Here is a 19,745-nt window from a genome sequence, read left to right as displayed (position 1 = left end):
GCCCATCGTGCCAGGTGTGCGCGGCCGGCGCGTCATCGGCTGGCGGCCCTGCGGTAGGCGCGGGTCGCCACGGCGAGGGAGACCACGCCGACCGCGGCGCAGACCGCCAGGTCGGCGCCGACCGCCGCCCAGTGCGTACCGGACCCGGCGAAAGTGCGGGCCAGCGCCTCGACACCGTAGGTGGAGGGCAGCGCGTCGCGGGCCCAGGAGACGGGCGCGGGCATGTGGGAGGGCGGCAGCACGCCGAGCAGCAGGGCCGCGGACATGCCGAGCTGGCCGAAGAGCGTGGCCAGTTCCTGGCGGGACGCGAGCAGCCCGAGGGCGGCGCCGAGGCCGGACAGGGCGGCGCCGGCCAGCGGGATCACGGCGGCCAGCACCCACAGGTTCACCACGGTGAGGTGAAACAGGACACAGCCGACCACCGCGGTGAACAGGGTGCCGGGCACGGTGAAGGAGGCGTACGCGGCGGCGGCGCCGAGCACCACGGACGCGGGCGGCACCGGCAGGGTGGCGTAGTGGTCGAGGCCGCCGGAGGCGCGGAGCTGGCCGAAGTACTGGGCGAGCAGGTTGAGCGCGACGAAGGCCACGACCAGCACGCTGGAGCCGGCCACCACCGAGCGGGCGGCCTCGCCGTCCCCGGCGTGCACCACGCCGCGCATCATGATCATGATGCCGACGGACTGGAAGGTGGCGACGAACAGCAGCGGGATCCGGGCCACCCGGGCCCGGGAGAGCTGTGCGCGGTAGACGGCCGCGAAGGAGGGCCACAGCCGGGCCCGCGGCGCCAGCGGGGCCGGGGCGGCGGGGTGCGGCGCGGCCGCGGTCCGGCCCCCGGCCTCGGCTCTGTGTACGGCAACGGTCACGACTTCACCAGACCCTTCCCCCGTCCCCCGAGTGCCAGATACACATCTTCCAGGCTCGGCGTGGCGATCGTGAAGTCGTCCAGGGCGGCGAAGGCGGGTCCGCCGGTGACCTCGGCCACAACGGCCCGGGCCCGGTCCTGCGGCAGCCGCAGTGTCCAGCGGCGGCCGGCGACCTCGGCGAGCGGGCGCAGCGCGGCCACCGCGGGCTGGCCGGTCGGGGCCTCCGCGCGCCACACCAGTTCCAGGCGCACCTCGTCGGCGACGAGCGCGCGCAGCGCGACGGGGGTGTCGCAGGCGATGACGCGGCCGCGGTCGAGGACGGCGACCCGGTCCAGGACGGTCTCGGCCTCGATGACGTTGTGGGTGACCAGCAGCACGGTGGTGCCCTGCTCGGCGCGGCGCCGGTCGACCGCGGCCCACACCGCGCGGCGGGCGACCGGGTCCATGCCGGTGGTGGGCTCGTCCAGCACCAGGACGGGCCGCTCGCCGACCAGGGCGGCGGCGAAGCAGGCGAGCCGCCGCTGGCCGCCGGACAGCTTCTTGAGCGGGCGGCCGGCGATCGGGCCGAGGTCGAGCTCGTCCAGGACGGCGTCGCGGGCGGCCCGGGCGGCGGCCGCGTCCAGGCCGCGCAGCCGCCCGGTGGTCTCGGCGGCGAGCGCCACGGTCAGCTCGTCGAGCGCGGTGGACTCCTGGCCGAGGTAGCCGATCAGGCGGGCCGCCCGGTCCGGGTGGCGGACCAGGTCGTGGCCGAGCAGGTCGATGGTGCCGGCGTCGGGGCGGAGCAGGCCGGTGAGCTGGCGGACCAGGGTGGTCTTGCCGGCGCCGTTCGGGCCGAGGATGCCGAACAGCTCACCGCGGGGCACATCGAGGTCGATGCCGTCGTTGGCACGCACCTCGGGCTGGGACCGACCCCGCCGCCCGCGTCCGGCCGGATACGTACGGAACAGGCCGCGTACGGTACAGGCCGCGTCGTCGGCTCTCCCCGCCGTCGCAGGAGCCTGGCCCTGCGTGCCCGTGCCCGTCATCACGGAACGAGGGTACGCGCAGCGGCGGGTGCGGTGCCTTTCGGGTCACCCCGGCGGAGCCGTCTCCCGCAGGCGGCGCCGGTCAGGTCGCGGAGTCGGCGTGGGTATGGGCGTCCACTTCGCGCCAGAAGCCGGCGCGGATGGCGTAACGGTCCTGCTCGTCGATCTGGTCGTCCTTGTGGGCGAGCAGGCCGAAGCGGGCGGCGTAGCGCAGCAGCTCGCCGTCGATGCGGTGCGGGACGCGGGGGTAGTGCGAGGAGAGCTGCTGGAGCAGGAGGCCGTCGGCGACGCGGGCGATCCAGCGGCGGGCGAAGACCTGGCCGACCTCGAACGGGTCGCCGCTGACCGTGGTGATGTCGGCCTCGCGGTCGGCCCAGCGCTGCTCGGCGGTGGTGAGCTGGGCCAGGGTGGGCAGGCCGCTGGTGTCGGCGGTGTCGCCGCGGTCGGACCAGCCCTTCTCGGAGGACCAGCGCAGGGTGGCGTTGGGCGCGGGCTGCGGCTGCTGCGCGGCGTGCGAGCGGCCGAGGTCGGCGACGTCCTTGGGGGTGGGCACCGCCGGTTTGCCGGGCGGCGCCGGCGGGGCCGGCGGTTCGGGCGCGGCGCCGTTCTTCGCCGGCCGTGGCGGGGCGGCCGGAGGCGGGGGCGGCGCGGCGGAGGCGGACTCCGGCAGCGGCGCGGACAGGATCGCGGCGATCTCGGGGCGCAGCTCCGGCTGCGGCCCGGGCGGCGCGCACACCCCGCCGAGGTCCCGGGCCCGGATGGCGGCGGTGATCCACTCCCGGTCGAGCACCCGCCGCTCATCGGCCTCGGCCACCAGGTCCTCGGACTGGTTGTAGTCGCCGTCGGCGGCCTGGACCGCCCACAGGTGCACGGCCACTCCGTGTTCCTTGGCGGACATCATGCCGGGCAGCAGGTCGCCGTCGCCGGTGACCAGGACCACGTCGGAGCAGGCGCGGTTGCGGGCGAGCTCGGACAGCTCGGCGTGCATGGCCGCGTCCACGCCCTTCTGCGCCCACCTGCCGTCCGTCCGGGTGAGCGCGCCCAGGCGTACGGTCACCCGGGGCATCACCCGCAGCCGGCGGTGCTCGGGTTGCGGAACGCGGTCGGGCGCTCCGTCGAACCAGTAGATCCGCAGCAGCGGCCGGCCCGTCTCGTCCTCCGCGCGTCGGCGCAGGCCAGCGACCACGGCCGCATGATCGACGGTGATCCGGGACCGGGACGGTTCACCGGCGAGCAGGCTCGCCGCGGCCCCCAGCAGGTATCCGGCGTCCACCAGGACGACGCAGCGGTCCATTCCCGCACCTCCTCCGGTCGTCCGCCGCCACCGGCCGGTCGCGGGTTCCCCCGAGTCTGCCCGAATGCACGGGGGTTAGCGCCAGGAACGCGATCATCGGCGTGGCGTGGCTCACTCGTTGTCCGGCCCTCACCCCACCAACTGCCCGAAATGCGTGCTTCGTACTCGCATGCAAGTCTGAATGCGGCCCATCGGCCACTATCCCCTCACTAGGAAGGCACGATCGTGGCTAAGAACAGGAACCAGAACCGACAGCGTGATCAGCGCGGTGAACGGCAGCGCCCCGAGGCCCCGGAGCCCGCGACCGGCCCGGCGGCCGAGGACCACATGATGCCCACCGCCACACAGGCACCGCGCCGACAGCAGAAGCGGTTCGGCCACAACTGATCGCAGCCATCAATCGCAGCCGTCGATCACAGCGGCAACTGATCGCGCCGCACACGCGATTGAGCGTGCGGGGGTGCCCCCTCCCCGGGGGCACCCCCGCACCGCGTTCTCAGCCGGCCTGCTGGCCCGCGCCCAGGCACGCCGGGCCGAGCAGCGCCTTGAGGTCGCCGAAGAGCGAGGGGTCGGCGGTCACCCGGTGCCGGTCCAGCCGCAGCACCGTGGTGGTGCGCGCGCCCTGCAACCGCACCCGTACCTCGGTGTTGCCCCGGTGGCTGTCCAGCACCTCGCCGAGCCGGGCCACCAGCGGCGGGGTGACCTTGACGGTCGGGATGGAGATCATCACGGGCGCGTTGGCGCCGACGTCGGTCAGATCGGGGACGGTGAGCTCCATCGCCACCAGGCGGGGCACGTCCTCGCGCTTGTCCAGCCGGCCCTTGACGAACACCACCGCGTCCTCCACCAGTTGGGTGGACACGAGCTGGTAGGTGGCGGGGAAGAACATGCAGTCCACCGAACCGGCCAGGTCCTCCACGGTGGCGATGGCCCAGGCGTTGCCCTGCTTGGTCATCTTGCGCTGCAGGCCGGAGATGATGCCGCCGATGGTGACGATCGCGCCGTCGGCGTAGTCGCCGGCCAGTGCGGCGATGGAGGCGTCCGTCTTGTCGTTGAGGACGTGCTCGATGCCGAACAGCGGGTGGTCCGAAACGTACAGGCCGAGCATCTCGCGCTCCTGCGCGAGCAGATAGGTCTTGTCCCACTCCACGTCGGAGAAGACCACGTCCATGCCGAAGGCGGGGGTGTCCGCCTCCGATTCCTCGCCGAATCCGCCGAACAGGTCGAACTGGCCCTCGGCCTCCTTGCGCTTGACCTGCACCACGTTGTCGATCATGGTCTCGAAGTGCTCGGTCAGGCCGCGCCGGGTGTGCTTGAGCTCGTCGAAGGCGCCGGCCTTGATCAGCGACTCGACGGTGCGCTTGTTGCAGACCACCAGCTCGACCTTGTCCAGGAAGTCGGGGAAGGAGCCGTACTTCCCCTTGGACCGGCGAGTGACCACCACGGAGTCCACCACGTTCTGCCCCACGTTGCGCACCGCGGTGAGGCCGAAGACGATCGTGTCGTCTCCGCGCGGGGTGAAGTTGGCGTTGGACTCGTTGACGTCCGGCGGCAGCACCTTGATGCCCATCCGGCGGCACTCGTTGAGGTAGAGCGCCATCTTGTCCTTGTCGTCCTTGACCGAGGTGAGCAGGCCGGCCATGTACTCGGCCGGGTAGTTCGCCTTCAGGTACGCGGTCCAGTACGACACCAGGCCGTAGGCGGCGGAGTGCGCCTTGTTGAAGGCGTAGCCGGCGAAGGGGACCAGCACGTCCCACACCGACTGGATGGCCTCGTCGGAGTAGCCGCGCTCGCGCATGCCCGCCTGGAAGGGGACGAACTCCTTGTCCAGGACCTCTTTCTTCTTCTTGCCCATCGCGCGACGCAGCAGGTCGGCCTGGCCCAGGCTGTAGCCGGCCAGCACCTGGGCGGCCTTCTGCACCTGCTCCTGGTACACGATGAGGCCGTAGGTGATGTCCAGGACCTCCTTGAGCGGCGCCTCCAGCTCCGGGTGGATCGGGGTGATCTCCTGCTGCTTGTTCTTGCGCAGCGCGTAGTTGATGTGCGAGTTCATGCCCATCGGGCCCGGCCGGTACAGGGCCGAGACGGCGGAGATGTCCTCGAAGTTGTCGGGCTTCATCATGCGCAGCAGGGAGCGCATGGGGCCGCCGTCGAACTGGAAGACGCCCAGGGTGTCGCCCCGGCTGAGCAGCGCGTAGGTGTTGGGGTCGTCCAGCGGCAGGGCCAGCAGGTCGATGTCGATGCCCTTGTTGGCCTTGATCGACTTGACCGCGTCGTCCATGATCGTGAGGTTGCGCAGGCCCAGGAAGTCCATCTTCAGCAGGCCGAGCGACTCGCAGCTCGGGTAGTCCCACTGGGTGACGACCGCGCCGTCGTTCTTGGGCGAGAAGATCGGCACGTGGTCGATCAGCGGCTCGGCGGACATGATCACACCGGCCGCGTGCACGCCCATCTGCCGGACCAGGCCCTCGATGCCGCGGGCGGAGTCGATCACCTTGGTGACGTCCGGCTCGTTCTCGTACATCGCGCGGACCTCGGCGGCCTCGCTCCAGCGCGGGTGGTCCTTGTCGGTGATCCCGGACAGCGGGATGCCCTTGCCGAGCACGTCGGCGGGCATGGCCTTGGTGATCCGGTCGCCCATGGAGAACGGGTAACCGAGCACCCGGGCCGAGTCCTTGATCGCGGCCTTGGCCTTGATGGTGCCGTAGGTGGCGATCTGCGCGACCTTGTCGGAGCCGTATTTCTCCGTCACGTACCGGATGACCTCACCGCGCCTGCGCTCGTCGAAGTCGATGTCGACGTCGGGCATCGAGATGCGCTCGGGGTTGAGGAACCGCTCGAAGATCAGTCCGTGCGGCACCGGGTCGAGGTCGGTGATGCCCATCGCGTAGGCGACGATCGAGCCGGCCGCCGAGCCACGGCCGGGGCCGACCGCGATGCCGTTGTTCTTGGCCCACATGATGAAGTCGGCGACGACGAGGAAGTACCCGGGGAACCCCATCTGGATGATGGTGTCCATCTCGTACTCGGCGAGCTTCTGCCGGTCCTCCGGGATGCCGCCCGGGAAGCGCCGGGCCATGCCGCGGGCGACCTCCTCGCGGAACCAGGACACCTCGTCGTACCCCTCGGGCACGTCGAAGCGCGGCATCAGGTTCTTGTAGCTGAACATGCCGTCGATGTCGACGCGGTCGGCGATCAGCAGCTGGGTGTTGCGGCAGCCCTCCTGCCAGGCGTCGGAGGAGTCGATCGCGTACATCTCGGCGGCCGATTTCAGGTAGTAGCCGGAGCCGTCGAACTTGAACCGGTCGGGGTCGGAGAGGTTCGAGCCGGTCTGGATGCACAGCAGGGTGTCGTGCGCCGACGCCTCCTGGGCGTACGTGTAGTGCGAGTCGTTCGTGACGACGAAGGGCGCGCCGAGCTTGCGGGAGATCTCCATCAGTCCGTCGCGGGCCCGGCGGTCGATGTCGATGCCGTGGTCCATGATCTCGACGAAGAAGTTCTCCTTGCCGAAGATGTCCTGGTACTCGGAGGCCGCCTTGAGCGCCTCGTCCATCTGCCCGAGCCGGATCCGGGTGGAGACCTCGCCGGAGGGGCAGCCGGTGGTGCCCATCAGGCCTTCCGCGTACTCGCTGAGCAGTTCGCGGTCCATCCGGGGCTTGCGGAAGTAGCCCTCGAAGGAGGCCCGGGACTGGGCCCGGAACAGGTTGTGCAGGCCGGTGCTGTTGCGCGCCCAGATGGTCATGTGGGTGTACGCGCCGGCGCCGGAGACGTCGTCGCCCTTCTGGTGCGGGGCGCCCCAGCGCACCGGCTTGGTGTAGCGGCGCGACTCCGGCGCCAGATACGCCTCGATGCCCATCACCGGGGTGACGCCGGCCGCCTTGGCCTGGTGGAAGAAGTCGTACGAGCCGTGCAGGTTCCCGTGGTCGGTGATGGCGACATGGGACATCCCCATCTCGTTGCACGCCTTGAACATGTCCTTCAATCTCGCCGCTCCGTCCAGCAGCGAGTACTGGGTGTGGACGTGGAGGTGAGTGAAGGGCTGGTCGGTCACGGGCGGCGACTCCTCCGGCGGGCACGGTATTCGGCTGGGTGCCGCGGGCGCTTCCCCGGCGGCGCTGGTGAGTCTACGACTCCGGTCTGACAGCCGGGCCCGACCGGCCGTAGGCTCCCCTGCCGTGGCCGATCAGACCTCCGGCGCCGCGGCCGACTCGCCGCGCGCCCACACGATCCTGTCCGTTTTCGACACCGCCTTCGGCGAGCTGCTGGCCGCCGACCCCGCGGCGTTCCGGGTGAAGTTCCGGAAGATGGCGGCGTCCGCGTTCGCCTTCTACCGGGGCACGGCGTCACTGTTCTACGCCGACCTGGACGCGGGGGCCGAGGGGGACCGCGACCCCGGGCCCTTCCTGACCGAGCAGACCTCGAGGGTGTGGATCCACGGCGACCTGCACGCCGAGAACTTCGGTACCTACCTCGACGCCAATGGGCGGCTGATCTTCAACGTCAACGACTTCGACGAGGCCTACGTCGGCCCGTTCACCTGGGACCTGAAGCGCTTCGCCGCCTCGGTGGCGCTGATCGGCTACACCAAGGCGCTGGCCGACGAGGTGATCTCGCACCTGGTGACGGTGTACGCGGCGGCCTACCGGGAACGGATCGGGCTGCTGGCCAAGGGCGAGCAGGTGGAACCGCTGACCCTGGACACCGCGCGCGGCCCGCTGCTGGACGCGCTGCGCAGCGCCCGGCTGCGCACCCGGGTGGAGCTGCTGGACTCGATGACCGAGGTGGCCGGCTTCGACCGCCGGTTCAGCCCCGGCGGCGGCGCCATCGCGCTGGACGAGGCGACCCGGGAGAAGGTGCTGGCGGCCTTCGGCGCGTACCTGGAGACGCTGCCGCAGTCCTACCGGGTGCGGCCGGACAGCCTGCGGGTCAAGGACGTGGTGGGCCGGCGCGGGATCGGCATCGGCAGCGCGGGCCTGCCCTCGTACAACCTGCTGCTTGAGGGGCACACCGACGCCCTGGAGAACGACGTCGTGATCTACATGAAGCAGGGGCAGACCCCGGCCGTCTCGCGGCACGTCACGGATCCTGCGGTGCGCGGCTACTTCCGGCACGAGGGGCACCGCACGGTGATCTCGCAGCGCGCGCTCCAGGCGCACGCCGACCCGTGGCTGGGCTGGACCGAGCTGGACGGCACCGGGCAGCTCGTCGCGGAGGTCTCGCCGTACGCGGTTGACCTGGACTGGTCGGATCTGGACGACCCGGCGCAGATCGAGGCCGTGGTCGCGGACCTCGGCCGGGCGACCGCCACCATGCACGCGGCCGCGGACGACGAGAGCGGCCACTCCCTGGTGCCGTTCTCCACCGAGGCCGCGATCGACGAGGCCATCGGGGACGACACGGACGGCTTCACGAAGCTGCTGGTGGACTTCGCGCACGGCTACGGCCGCCGGGCCCGCGCGGACCACCAGCTCTTCGTGGACCTGTTCCGCAATGGCCGGATCCCGGGCCTGTGACCGCACCTGTCCCTTCCGTTCCCGGCTCTTTAGGTCACATATACAGGTCCGCGTGGCACACTCTGTGGCCATGGAGGCGATGCGACCGCGGCTGAGGGCACTGCGTGCCGCTCTGTTCGCCGCGCTGTGCGTGACCCTGTCCTCCACTTCGCACGTGCTGCTGGCGCGCGTCCCGCTGCCGCTGACCGCGGTCGGCGGGGCGTTCGCCGGCGTTTTCGCGCTCGCCTATGTGCTCGGCGGCCGCCAGGAGCGCGGCTTCTGGGCGATCGCCGGGCTCATGGTGCCGCTGGAACTCGCGGTCGACACCCTGTTCACCACCGGGCAGCAGCAGTGCTACGGCCCGTCGGGCGGCCCGGTGACCGGCTCGTGGCGGTCCTTCCACGAGGCCGTGATGTGTCACGGCAGCCCGGCCCAGGTCCGGCTGGCCGCGCTCCAGGGCGCGGCGCCGCAGATGCCGTCCAATGTGCTGCCCTGGCTGCTGCTGGCGCTGCACGTGTCGGTCGGGCTGCTGGCCTCCTGGTGGCTGCGCCGGGGCGAGGCCGCGCTGCAGCGGGTGCTGCGGGCCGTGGTCGCCACCGCTTTCCGGCCGCTGCTGTTCGCGGTGGCCGCGGTACGTGCCGCCGCCGCGCCGCGGCTGCCGCGTCCGCGCCCGGCCGCACGCGATACCTTCCGGGCGCTTCCCGCCCGGCCACTGCTCCACTCCGTCGTACGCCGGGGTCCCCCGGTGCCGTTCGCGTTCTGAGCGATCCGCACCTCCCCCGTTCCGGGGGTTCCCCTTCCGCGTGACCCGGGCGCGTCGTGCCCGCGCGCGGACACCGCGACGTACCTGCGTATCACGGAGTATTCGATGAGCCAGAGGAACAGCCTCGCCAACAAGGCCGCCGCCCGCGAAAAGCTGCGGGAGCAGCGTGAGAAGGACGCCAAGCGCTCCAAGGTCCGCCGCCAGGTGGTGGTCGGCGTCGGCGTGGTGGCGCTGCTGGCGGTGGCCGGCGGGGTCGCCGTCGCCGTCAACCAGATGAACAAGCCCGGCTACTGGTCGGACGCGGCGAAGAAGCCGCTGGTGCAGCCGGCCAACACCTCGGGCACCAACGGCAGCACCATTGTGGTGGGCGACAAGAACAACAAGAACAACCTGGACCTGTACGAGGACCTGCGCTGCCCCGCGTGCGCGCAGTTGGAGCAGACCCAGGGCGCCGCGATCCTCCAGGGCGAGCAGGCCGGGAAGTACAAGATCACGTACCACTTCGGCGACTTCCTGGACGACCGCCTCAAGGGCACCGGCTCGAAGAACGCGCTGAGCGCGGTGGGCGCGGCGGTCAACGTGAGCACCGACGCCTTCGTGCAGTTCCACACCCTGCTCTACTCCACCGCGCACCACCCGGACGAGTCCGGCCCGGACCTGTTCGCCAGCGACTCCCATGTGCTGTCGATCGCCGACCTGGTGCCGGCCCTGAAGTCGAACACCGCCTTCCAGACCGCGGTGAAGAACGGCACCTACGACAAGTGGGCGCTGGACAGCGCCGACGCCTTCAACAAGGCCGGCATCCAGGCGACGCCCACGATCGTGTTCAACGGCAAGCAGTTGACGGCCGACAACGTGACGAGCGAGATCGACCAGGCGCTCGGCGCCAAGAAGTAGCCGGTGCGGGCGGGGCCGGCCGGACCTCCCCCCGGCCGGCCCCGGCCCGTACCTCTCTCTCCGCCCGCTGCTCTTTCCGCCCGCTCCGTGGCGACTCAGTCCCCCGAGACCTCGGCCAGGAAGTCCAGGGCGACGGCCCAGGCGCGTTCGGCCGCCTCGGCGTCGTAGTCGGGCAGGTCCGGGTCGGTGAACATATGGCCGGCGCCGCGGTAGCGGTGGATCTCGACGTCCGCGCCGGCCTTGCGCATCCGCAGATACCAGGCGTTCAGCCAGTCGTCGGTCTCGAAGGGGTCGGGGTCGGCGACATGGAGCTGGACCGGGATGTCGGTGGCGGCGTCCTCGGCGATGTCCGAGGTGCCGTGCAGCAGGAGCAGGCCGCGGGCGCGCTCGTCGCCGAGGGCCAGGTTCTGCGCCACCGAGCCGCCGAGCGAGAAGCCGGCGTAGACCAGGCCCTGCGCGGACAGCGGCGCTGCGGCGGCGACCGCCCGGCGCAGCAGTTCCTCTCGCCCGATCTCGTCCTTGATCCGGGTGCCCTCCTCGGCGTCGTCGGTGGTGCGGCCGTCGAAGAGGTCGGGCACGTGCACGGTGTGACCTGCCGCACGCAGCCGGTCCGCGGCGGCCAGAACCGCCGGTCGCAAGCCGTACATCGAATGGAACAGGACGATTGTCACAGGGCTGTCCTCGCCTGGGATCGGGTACGCGGAGCACCATGGTGCCAGCCCCCAGCAGAGCGAGGTGACCCATGGAAAGCGCGTTGCGGCCGGTCGTAGTGGTAGGAGGGGCGGTCCTGGTGACCCTGGTCGTCGGCTGGGCCGTCGACCGCTTCCTGCGCGCTGTCGACTCCCGGCACCCGGAGACCCCGTTGTGGGGCCTCCTGCGACGCTGTCGGCTGCCGTTGCAGGTGGTGCTGTGTTCCGGCCTGCTGCGCGGCGCCTACCGGGCGACCCGGCTGGCCCACACCCACGACGCCGCGGTCGGCCAGGCACTGACCCTGGTGCTGATCGCCGCGACCGCCTGGCTGGTGGTACGGATGGCCGCCGCGGTCATCGACTCCGGCTACGCGCGGTACGCGTCGACCTCCCGCGACATCCCGAAGATACGCCGGCTGCGCACCCAGTCCACGCTGATCCAGCGGGTGTTCACCGCGATCGTGGGCGTGATCGCGGCGGCCTCGATGCTGTTCACCTTCCCGGAGATGCGCACCGTCGGCGCCTCGATGCTGGCGTCGGCGGGCATCATCGGCGTGGTCGCCGGTGTCGCCGCACAGGCGACGCTGAGCAACCTCTTCGCCGGGCTGCAGATCGCCTTCGGCGACGTGGTGCGGATCGGCGACACCGTGGTGGTGGACGGCGAGTGGGGGACGGTCGAGGAGATCACCCTGACCTACCTGATCGTGCGCACCTGGGACGAGCGGCGGATCACCATGCCGGTGTCGTACTTCACCAGCAGGCCGTTCGAGAACTGGTCCCGCGGCGACCCGCGGATGACCGGCACGGTGTTCTTCCACCTGGACCACGCGACCCCGGTGGACCTGATGCGCAAGCGGCTGCTGGAGATCCTGGAGCAGACCGGCGAGTGGGACCGCCGGGCCTGGGGCCTGGTGGTGATCGACACCACACCGACCACCATCCAGGTACGGGCCCTGGTGACCGCCAAGGACTCGGACGACATCTTCAACCTGCGCTGCATCGTGCGCGAGCAGCTCATCGACTGGCTGCGCGCCGAACACCCCTACGCGCTGCCCCGGGTGGCCACCGCGCCGGCGCCCGGCCGCTGGCACGAGAACCTGGAGCGCGAGCCGGCGCCCATGCCGGACGCCAAGGACCTGGGACCGGGCCCGGGCGCGCGTTGAGCCGGCCGCGCCGGCCGTACGGCGCAGCGCAAGGTCAGCCCCCGGCTCAGCCCCGCAACGAGCGCAGGTCGAGGTGCCGCAGCACCCTGTCGACCACCTCCGGGTCGTGACCGGGTTCGCTGCGGGCCTCCAGTACCGCGGCCCGGGCCGCGGAGAGCATGTCCTCCTGGATCCGGCGCAGTGCCCGGATCCGGCGCAGCCGCCGGGCATGGCTCTCCCGGCGCTCGTCCTCGACGACGTCCGGCGAGATCCGGACGCCGAGGTCGAACGCCCGCCGGTAGAGCATTTCGGTCAGTTCCTCGTCCAGCGGCTCGTTGCGCTCGATCTCCTTCAGCCGCGTCCTGGCCGCGGTCATGGCGCGCAGCGCCAGGTCGCGTTCCAGGTCGTGCTCGGCCTCGATGTCGCCGCCCACCTCCAGTCGCCGCACCATCCAGGGCAGGGTCAGGCCCTGGACGACGAGGGTGGCCAGCACCACCGCGAAGGCGATGAACAGCAGCTCCGCGCGGGCCGGGAAGGGCCCGCCGGCATGGGTGCGGAGCGGAATGGCCAGCGCGAGCGCCACCGAGGCCACCCCGCGCATCCCCGCCCACCACATGATGACCGTCTCCTGCCAGGTCATCGGGATGTCCTCGTCCATGTCGCGCAGCCTGTGCAGCTTCCTGGCGATCCAGGCGGCGGGCAGCAGGTACAGCAGGCGTACGACGGCCACCACCGCGACCACCAGGGCCGCGTGGCGCAGCATCGGCCCCCAGTTGCCGGCGCCGACCCGGAAGACGTTGTGCAGTTCGAGGCCGATCAGCCCGAAGGCGATCCCGATGACCAGGGTGTCGACGATGTCCCAGAAGGTGGTGCCGGCCAGCCGGGCCGTCACGTCGTCGGCGCCGAGCGCGTGCTCGGCCAGGAACAGCGCGGTGGTGAGCACCGCGAGTACCCCGGAGCCGTGGAGTTCCTCGGCGATCGCGTAGGAGGCGTACGGCACCAGCAGGGACAGCCCGACCTGCGAGGTCGCGTCGCCCACCACGCTCATCAGCTTGTTGGCGCCCCAGCCCAGCGCCAGCCCGACCGCGACGGCGACCACCGCGGACAGCACCAGTTGCAGGATCGCGTGCGGCACCGAGAAGTGACCGGAGACGGCCGCGGCGACCGCCACGTGGTAGAGCACGATCGCGGTGACGTCGTTGAACAGCCCCTCGCCCTCCAGGATGGAGGTCATGCGGCGGGGCAGCCCGAGCCGGCCGGCGACCGCGGTGGCCGCCACCGGGTCGGGCGGCGCCACCAGGGAGCCCAGGGTGAAGGCCGACGCCACGGTGATGCCCGGCACCACCGCGTCGGCCACCGCCGCCACGGCCGCGGTGGTGACGAAGACCAGGGCCACGGCCAGCAGGAAGATCGCCCGCCGGTTGGCCGCGAACTGCGCCCAGGAGGTGCGCTGCACCGAGGCGTACAGCAGGGGCGGCAGCAGCAGCGGCAGGATCAGCGCCGGGTTGATCCGTACGTTCGGCACCTGCGGGATCAGCGCCAGCACCCCGCCGAACAGCGTCATCAGCACCGGCGAGGGCAGCCCGGTCCGCTCCCCCACCGGCACCATCACGATGGCGGCGAGCATCAGTCCGAAGAAGAGGGCGAGCTGATCCACTGCGTCAGCGTGCCACGCCGCCTCTGCCCGGCCCGTCGTCAATCGCCGGGCGGCCGCCGGATTTCGCGCCCGCAGCCGCGCCGCCGCGGCTTTACTGGCTGTCGGCCCGCACCGTGTCCAGGGCGTGCTGGAGGTCGGCCGGGTAGGCGCTGGTGAACTCGGCCCAGTCGCCGTCGCCGGGGTGCTCGAAGCCGAGCCGGACCGCGTGCAGCCACTGCCGGGTCAGGCCGAGCCGCCGGGCCAGGGTCGGGTCGGCGCCGTAGGTGAGGTCGCCGGCGCAGGGGTGGCGGTGGGCCGCCATGTGCACCCGGATCTGGTGGGTACGGCCGGTCTCCAGCTTGATGTCGAGCAGGCTCGCGGCGCGGAACGCCTCGATCAGGTCGTAGTGCGTCACGGACGGCTTGCCGTCGGCGGTGACCGCCCACTTGTAGTCGTGGGTGGGGTGGCGGCCGATGGGCGCGTCGATGGTGCCGCTGAGCGGGTCCGGGTGGCCCTGTACCAGGGCGTGGTAGCGCTTGTCCACCGTGCGGTCCCGGAACTGCTGCTTGAGCAGGGAATACGCCCGCTCGGACTTGGCGACCACCATCAGCCCGGAGGTGCCGACGTCCAGCCGGTGCACGATGCCCTGGCGTTCGGCCGCGCCCGAGGTGGAGATCCGGTAGCCGGCCGCGGCCAGCCCGCCGATCACCGTGGGGCCGGTCCAGCCCGGGCTGGGGTGGGCGGCCACCCCGACCGGCTTGTCGACGACCACCACGTCCTCGTCGTCGTGCACGATCCGCAGACCCGGGGCGGGCTCGGCGACCACCCGCACCGGCGCGGGCGGCGCGGGCATCTCGACCTCCAGCCACGCCCCGCCGCGCACCCGCTCGGACTTGCCCGCGGCGGCGCCGTCGATGGACACCTTGCCGGCGGCGGCCAGCTCGGCCGCCTTGGTGCGCGAGAAACCGAACATACGGGCAATGGCGGCGTCGACGCGCTCGCCTTCGAGCCCTTCGGGAACGGGCAGGGAACGGACCTCGGGAAGCGTACTCACCCGATCGAGTATGCCCGAGGACACTCAGTCGCGGTGCCGGGTGCCGTCCGGGTCCACGCCGCGGAAGGACAGCAGCACGATCAGCGCGCCGCCGCAGCAGATGGCCGAGTCGGCGAGGTTGAAGACGGCGAAGTGCACCGGGGCGATGAAGTCCACCACCCGGCCCTGGAAGCCGCCCGGGGCGCGGAAGACCCGGTCGGTGAGGTTGCCGAAGGCGCCGCCGAGCAGCAGGCCGAGGGCGATCGCCCACGGGACGCTGTACAGCTTGCGGGCCAGCCGGGCGATCACCACGACCACGCCGACCGCGATCACGGTGAACACGATCGTCATGCCCTGGCCGAGGCCGAAGGCGGCGCCCGCGTTGCGGATCGCGTCCAGCCGCAGGTAGTGGCCGAACACATTGATCGGGTCGTGCCGCTCCAGGCTGTGGACCACCCAGATCTTGCTGAGCAGGTCCAGCAGATACGCCAGGGCCGCGACGCCTATCAGGACCGGGACCCGCCGCCGGCGGGCAGCCTCCGGACCGGCCGCGCCGGTCGCCTCCTGCGGCGAGTCCGGTGTGGTGATGGTGTGCTCCGCTTCCGTCACGTGCAGTCCCTCAGCCCTGGTGCTCGATGTGACAACGAGGGTACGGCACACCCGTACGAGGGATCAGGTCAGCGGCGTTCCTGCTTCTGCTTGTCGTCCAGGCACAGGGTGGCCCGGGGGAAGGCCTGCATCCTGGCCTTGCCGATGGGCTTGCCGCACACCTCGCACAGGCCGTAGGTGCCCTGGTCCAGCCGCTGCAGGGCGTGCTGGGCCTGGGTGAGGGTGTCCCGGGTGTTGGCCGCGAGCGCGAGTTCGTACTCGCGGGTGATGTTCTTGGTGCCGGTGTCCGCCTCGTCGCCCGCGCCGTCCGCGGAGTCCCGCATCAGGCCGGCGACCGCCGCCTCGGAGGACGTGATCTCGGCCTCGAGCCGCTCCACCTCGGACAGCAGTTCCGCCCGGGCCTCCGCGACCTCCTCGTCGGTCCACGGGTCCTCCCCGGGCAGCACAGCGAGCTCGCCCGGTGCCGCGGCGTGTGCCGGGGCCACCTCTGTCTTGTCCGCCTCCACCTTGCCCACTGCCGTCTCCTTCGCCTCGCTGCCCCCGGCGGCCGCCTGTCGTGCCGCCCTGGTCGTCCCCCCGGCCGTTCCGGGAGCCGTCGTGCCCTTCGACGGAGCCTTCGCCGACGTCCCGCCGGCTCGCGTCTCCGCCTTCTTCGTCGTTTCCGGCGTCCTTGCCGCGGCGCTCTTCTTGGCAGCGCTCCGGGCCGCGGCCGTCTTCCCGGCCGCCGTCTTCTTGGTTGCGCTTTTCCCGGCCGCCGCCTTGGCCGCGGATTTCGCGGTGGCGGCCTTTTTCGCCGCCGCCTTCTTCACCGGGGCCTTCCTGACGGTCGCCTCCTTGACGGCCGTCTTCTTCGCCGGGGCCTTTGCCGGGCCCTTCGCCGCCTTCTTGGCCGCGGTCTCCTCGGCCGCCGCCTTCTTCGCCGTCGTCGCCTTCTTCTTCGCCGCCTTCTTGGCGGCGGTTTTCCCGGTCGCCGTCTCGTCGGCGGGCGCCCGTTTCCGGGACCCGCCCGCCGCAGGTGCCCGCTTCTTCCCGACCATGGCAGCGACCCCTTCACATCTGTGACCCAGTGCGCCATTCGTGCCGGAAACGGTAAATCGACTCCCGACCCGCGGCAATGGGACGCGCTGCCCGGCCGACCCGGCCGCCCGGGGGCAGACAGGTCCAGTTCCGTTGTGCCCAGCTCTTCGCGAGGTATTCCTGCAGGTGACCGCGACCATGCCGGAAGGCGGCCATTAGGGTCAGCGGCCGCCCGGAGCGCCCGGTCGCGGCCCGGAGGTGGCCGGGTGGCGCCCGGTGGCGCCCGCCCCCGTATTACGTTGGGGAGCGCGCGGCCGGGCCCGTACACTGGGCGCAGCGAAAGGCGTGGATGGGACGAGTAGCGCCGCACGCAGCCATGAGCGACCCGGGGACGGTGGAAGCCCGGGGGTGTGCGCGACGTGAAGATCACCCCGGAGCCGCCGGAAGAAAACCACGGGCGGGGCGACAGCCGTGCCCGTGGCCGTAGAACCGGCTTCGCGCCACCAATGAGAGGGCGGAGCACCCGTACGGGAGCCGCCGCCAAGGAGGGTGGTACCGCGGGAGCGCGCGCGTTCTCGTCCCTCCGACGGAAGTCCGCGATGAGCGACACCCATCCGCCGGAGGAAAGGGCCGATGAGCCAGCCGTTGTACCGCCAGGTGCCCGCCCAGGTCGACCTGCCCGCTCTCGAACACGAGGTGCTGGCGCTGTGGAGCGAGCGCAAGACCTTCGCCCGTTCCGTTGAGCAGACCCAGGGCCGCCCCGAGTGGGTCTTCTACGAGGGCCCGCCGACCGCCAACGGCATGCCGGGCGCCCACCACATCGAGGCCCGCGTCTTCAAGGACGTCTTCCCCCGGTTCAAGACCATGCAGGGCCACCACGTCACCCGCCGGGCCGGCTGGGACTGTCACGGCCTGCCGGTGGAGCTGGCCGTGGAGAAGGAGCTGGGCTTCACCGGCAAGCAGGACATCGAGGCGTACGGCATCGCCGCCTTCAACGCCAAGTGCCGCGAGTCGGTGACCCGGCACACCGACGCCTTCGCCGAGCTGACCACCCGCATGGGGTACTGGGTGGACCTCGACGACGCCTACCGCACCATGGACCCGGAGTACGTGGAGTCCGTGTGGTGGTCGCTCAAGCAGATCTTCGACAAGGGCCTGCTGGTCCAGGACTACCGGGTGGCGCCCTGGTGCCCGCGCGACCAGACCGGGCTGTCCGACCACGAGCTCGCGCAGGGCTACGAGACGGTCGTCGACCCGTCGGTCTACGTCCGGTTCCCGCTGACCTCCGGCCCGCTGGCCGGCCGCGCGTCGCTGCTGATCTGGACCACCACCCCCTGGACCCTGGTGTCCAACACCGCGGTGGCCGCGCACCCGGACGTCACGTACGTGGTCGCCACCGACGGCACCGAGGAGCTGGTGGTCGCCGAACCGCTGCTCGGCAAGGCGCTCGGTGAAGGATGGACCACCACCGGCGAGCGCTTCACCGGCGCCGAGATGGAGCGCTGGACCTACCAGCGGCCGTTCTCGTACGTGGACATCCCGGACGCGCACTACGTGCTCACCGCCGACTACGTGACCACCGAGGACGGCACCGGCCTGGTCCACCAGTCCCCCGCCTTCGGCGAGGACGACCTCAGGACCTGCCGCCGGTACGGGCTGCCGGTGGTCAACCCGGTGCGCCCGGACGGCACCTTCGAGCCGCAGGTCCCGCTGGTCGGCGGGGTCTTCTTCAAGAAGGCCGACGAGGCACTGGTGGCCGAACTCCAGGCGTCCGGGCGGCTGTTCAAGCACGTGCCGTACGAGCACAGCTACCCGCACTGCTGGCGCTGCCACACCGCGCTGCTGTACTACGCGCAGCCGTCCTGGTACATCCGCACCACCGCCGTCAAGGACGCGCTGCTGCGGGAGAACGAGCGGACCAACTGGTACCCGGAGTCGGTCAAGCACGGCCGCTACGGGGACTGGCTGAACAACAACGTGGACTGGGCGCTGTCCCGCAACCGCTACTGGGGCACCCCGCTGCCGATCTGGCGCTGCGCCGACGACCACCTGACCTGCGTGGGCTCGCTCGCCGAACTGACCGAGCTGACCGGCACCGACCAGTCCGGCCTGGACCCGCACCGCCCCTACATCGACGAGGTCACCTTCGCCTGCCCCACCTGCGGCGAGACGGCCACCCGCGTGCCGGAGGTGATCGACGCCTGGTACGACTCGGGGTCGATGCCGTTCGCGCAGTGGGGCTACCCGTACCGCAACCGCGAGGTCTTCGAGCGGACCTACCCGGCGCAGTTCATCTCCGAGGCGATCGACCAGACCCGCGGCTGGTTCTACACGCTGATGGCGATCGGCACCCTGGTCTTCGACAAGTCCTCGTACGAGAACGTGGTGTGCCTCGGCCACATCCTCGCCGAGGACGGCCGCAAGATGTCCAAGCACCTGGGCAACATCCTGCAGCCGATCCCGCTCATGGACCAGCACGGCGCCGACGCGGTGCGCTGGTTCATGGCGGCCGGCGGTTCCCCGTGGGCGGCCCGCCGGGTCGGCCACGGCACCATCCAGGAAGTCGTCCGCAAGACGCTGCTCACCTACTGGAACACCGTCGCCTTCCAGGCGCTGTACGCGCGCACGTCCGGCTGGGCGCCCTCCGCGGCCGACCCGGCGCTCGCCGACCGGCCGCTGCTGGACCGCTGGCTGGCCGGTGAGCTCAACGCGCTGGTACGGGACATGACCGACGCGCTGGAGTCCTTCGACACCCAGCGCGCGGGCAAGCTGCTGTCGGCCTTCGTGGACGACCTGTCCAACTGGTACGTGCGCCGGTCCCGGCGGCGGTTCTGGCAGGGCGACCCGGCGGCGCTGCGCACCCTGCACGACGTGGTCGAGACGGTGACCCGGCTGATGGCGCCGCTCGTGCCGTTCATCACCGAGCGGGTGTGGCAGGACCTGGTGGTGCCGGTGGTGCCGGACGCCCCGGACTCGGTGCACCTGGCCGGCTGGCCGGTCGCGGATGCCGCCCTGATCGACCCCGAACTGTCCGAGCGGATGCGGCTGGTGCGCCGGCTGGTCGAGCTCGGCCGGGCCACCCGCGCCGAATCGGGCGTCAAGACGCGCCAGCCGCTGTCCCGTGCGCTGGTCGCCGCGGCCGGCTTCGCCGACCTGTCCGACGAGTTGCGCGCCCAGATCGCCGAGGAGTTGAACGTCTCCGCGCTCGCCTCCCTCTCCGAGGTGGGCGGCTCCCTGGTGGACACCACGGCCAAGGCGAACTTCCGCGCCCTCGGCAAGCGGTTC

The 19,745-nt window shown here is 71.6% G+C and carries 15 protein-coding genes and 1 pseudogene; 7 read left to right on the top strand and 9 right to left on the bottom strand.

Going from position 1 to position 19,745, the window contains the following annotated elements; translation table 11 throughout:
* Positions 1 to 32: 32 nt before the first annotated feature.
* From ITX44_RS13455 to ITX44_RS13445, 3 genes are all read right to left on the bottom strand, one after another.
* Complete coding sequence (locus ITX44_RS13455; RefSeq protein ID WP_205357393.1) at positions 33 to 863, bottom strand: ABC transporter permease; 831 nt, start codon at positions 861 to 863, stop codon at positions 33 to 35.
* Positions 860 to 1,888, bottom strand: a complete 1,029-nt coding sequence (locus tag ITX44_RS13450) for an ABC transporter ATP-binding protein (protein WP_205357582.1) — start codon at positions 1,886 to 1,888, stop codon at positions 860 to 862. Before ITX44_RS13450 ends, ITX44_RS13455 begins: the two co-directional genes overlap by 4 nt.
* An 82-nt stretch (positions 1,889 to 1,970) precedes the next feature.
* Positions 1,971 to 3,182: an NYN domain-containing protein gene (locus tag ITX44_RS13445; protein ID WP_205357392.1), complete on the bottom strand. Its 1,212-nt coding sequence runs from the start codon at positions 3,180 to 3,182 to the stop codon at positions 1,971 to 1,973.
* A 225-nt stretch (positions 3,183 to 3,407) separates the two neighbouring features.
* On the opposite strand from ITX44_RS13445, the gene ITX44_RS13440 reads away from it, so the two are divergent.
* Positions 3,408 to 3,569: a hypothetical protein gene (locus ITX44_RS13440; RefSeq protein WP_205357391.1), complete on the top strand. Its 162-nt coding sequence runs from the start codon at positions 3,408 to 3,410 to the stop codon at positions 3,567 to 3,569.
* Positions 3,570 to 3,678: 109 nt separating this feature from the next.
* Here ITX44_RS13440 and dnaE read toward each other — a convergent pair whose 3' ends face one another.
* Positions 3,679 to 7,233: a DNA polymerase III subunit alpha gene (gene dnaE / locus ITX44_RS13435; protein WP_205357390.1), complete on the bottom strand. Its 3,555-nt coding sequence runs from the start codon at positions 7,231 to 7,233 to the stop codon at positions 3,679 to 3,681.
* A gap of 124 nt (positions 7,234 to 7,357) precedes the next feature.
* Between dnaE and ITX44_RS13430 the strand changes: the two genes are divergently transcribed.
* The 3 genes from ITX44_RS13430 (at position 7,358) to ITX44_RS13420 (ending at position 10,334) form a co-directional block, all read left to right on the top strand.
* A complete protein-coding gene (locus ITX44_RS13430) occupies positions 7,358 to 8,695 on the top strand; it encodes a DUF2252 domain-containing protein (RefSeq protein ID WP_307795252.1) in 1,338 nt (445 codons plus the stop codon).
* 70 nt (positions 8,696 to 8,765) lie between these two features.
* The gene (locus ITX44_RS13425; RefSeq protein ID WP_205357581.1) at positions 8,766 to 9,437 is read left to right on the top strand and encodes a hypothetical protein; all 672 of its coding nucleotides are present in this window, start codon (positions 8,766 to 8,768) and stop codon (positions 9,435 to 9,437) included.
* Between the two features lie 105 nt (positions 9,438 to 9,542).
* Complete coding sequence (locus ITX44_RS13420; RefSeq protein WP_205357388.1) at positions 9,543 to 10,334, top strand: thioredoxin domain-containing protein; 792 nt, start codon at positions 9,543 to 9,545, stop codon at positions 10,332 to 10,334.
* 95 nt (positions 10,335 to 10,429) lie between these two features.
* Here the strand turns inward: ITX44_RS13420 and ITX44_RS13415 are convergent, their stop codons facing one another.
* A complete protein-coding gene (locus ITX44_RS13415; RefSeq protein WP_205357387.1) occupies positions 10,430 to 11,005 on the bottom strand; it encodes a dienelactone hydrolase family protein in 576 nt (191 codons plus the stop codon).
* Between the two features lie 71 nt (positions 11,006 to 11,076).
* On the opposite strand from ITX44_RS13415, the gene ITX44_RS13410 reads away from it, so the two are divergent.
* Entirely contained in the window at positions 11,077 to 12,186 is a 1,110-nt protein-coding gene (locus ITX44_RS13410; protein WP_205357386.1) for a mechanosensitive ion channel family protein, read from the top strand.
* A gap of 46 nt (positions 12,187 to 12,232) precedes the next feature.
* Here the strand turns inward: ITX44_RS13410 and ITX44_RS13405 are convergent, their stop codons facing one another.
* The 4 genes from ITX44_RS13405 to ITX44_RS42605 form a co-directional block, all read right to left on the bottom strand.
* The gene (locus tag ITX44_RS13405; protein WP_205357385.1) at positions 12,233 to 13,822 is read right to left on the bottom strand and encodes a Na+/H+ antiporter; all 1,590 of its coding nucleotides are present in this window, start codon (positions 13,820 to 13,822) and stop codon (positions 12,233 to 12,235) included.
* A gap of 91 nt (positions 13,823 to 13,913) precedes the next feature.
* Positions 13,914 to 14,855 carry an RluA family pseudouridine synthase gene (locus tag ITX44_RS13400; RefSeq protein ID WP_205357384.1) on the bottom strand — a complete coding sequence of 314 codons (942 nt, stop codon included), beginning with the start codon at positions 14,853 to 14,855 and terminating at the stop codon, positions 13,914 to 13,916.
* 24 nt (positions 14,856 to 14,879) lie between these two features.
* The gene (gene lspA, locus ITX44_RS13395; protein WP_205357383.1) at positions 14,880 to 15,443 is read right to left on the bottom strand and encodes a signal peptidase II; all 564 of its coding nucleotides are present in this window, start codon (positions 15,441 to 15,443) and stop codon (positions 14,880 to 14,882) included.
* A 68-nt stretch (positions 15,444 to 15,511) separates the two neighbouring features.
* Positions 15,512 to 15,958 carry a TraR/DksA family transcriptional regulator gene (locus tag ITX44_RS42605; protein ID WP_307795251.1) on the bottom strand — a complete coding sequence of 149 codons (447 nt, stop codon included), beginning with the start codon at positions 15,956 to 15,958 and terminating at the stop codon, positions 15,512 to 15,514.
* An 82-nt stretch (positions 15,959 to 16,040) separates the two neighbouring features.
* On the opposite strand from ITX44_RS42605, the gene ITX44_RS40945 reads away from it, so the two are divergent.
* Positions 16,041 to 16,505 (top strand): hypothetical protein, encoded by a 465-nt coding sequence (locus tag ITX44_RS40945; RefSeq protein ID WP_307795250.1) that lies wholly within the window; start codon positions 16,041 to 16,043, stop codon positions 16,503 to 16,505.
* Between the two features lie 588 nt (positions 16,506 to 17,093).
* A pseudogene (ileS, locus tag ITX44_RS13385) lies at positions 17,094 to 19,586 on the top strand (isoleucine--tRNA ligase); the annotation flags it as partial.
* Positions 19,587 to 19,745 lie beyond the last annotated feature (159 nt).

Source organism: Actinacidiphila acididurans (assembly GCF_016918855.1).
GTDB lineage: Bacteria > Actinomycetota > Actinomycetes > Streptomycetales > Streptomycetaceae > Actinacidiphila > Actinacidiphila acididurans.
The sequence above is the reverse complement of the archived record's forward strand: the minus strand, read 5'-3'. Positions and strand labels throughout refer to the sequence as shown.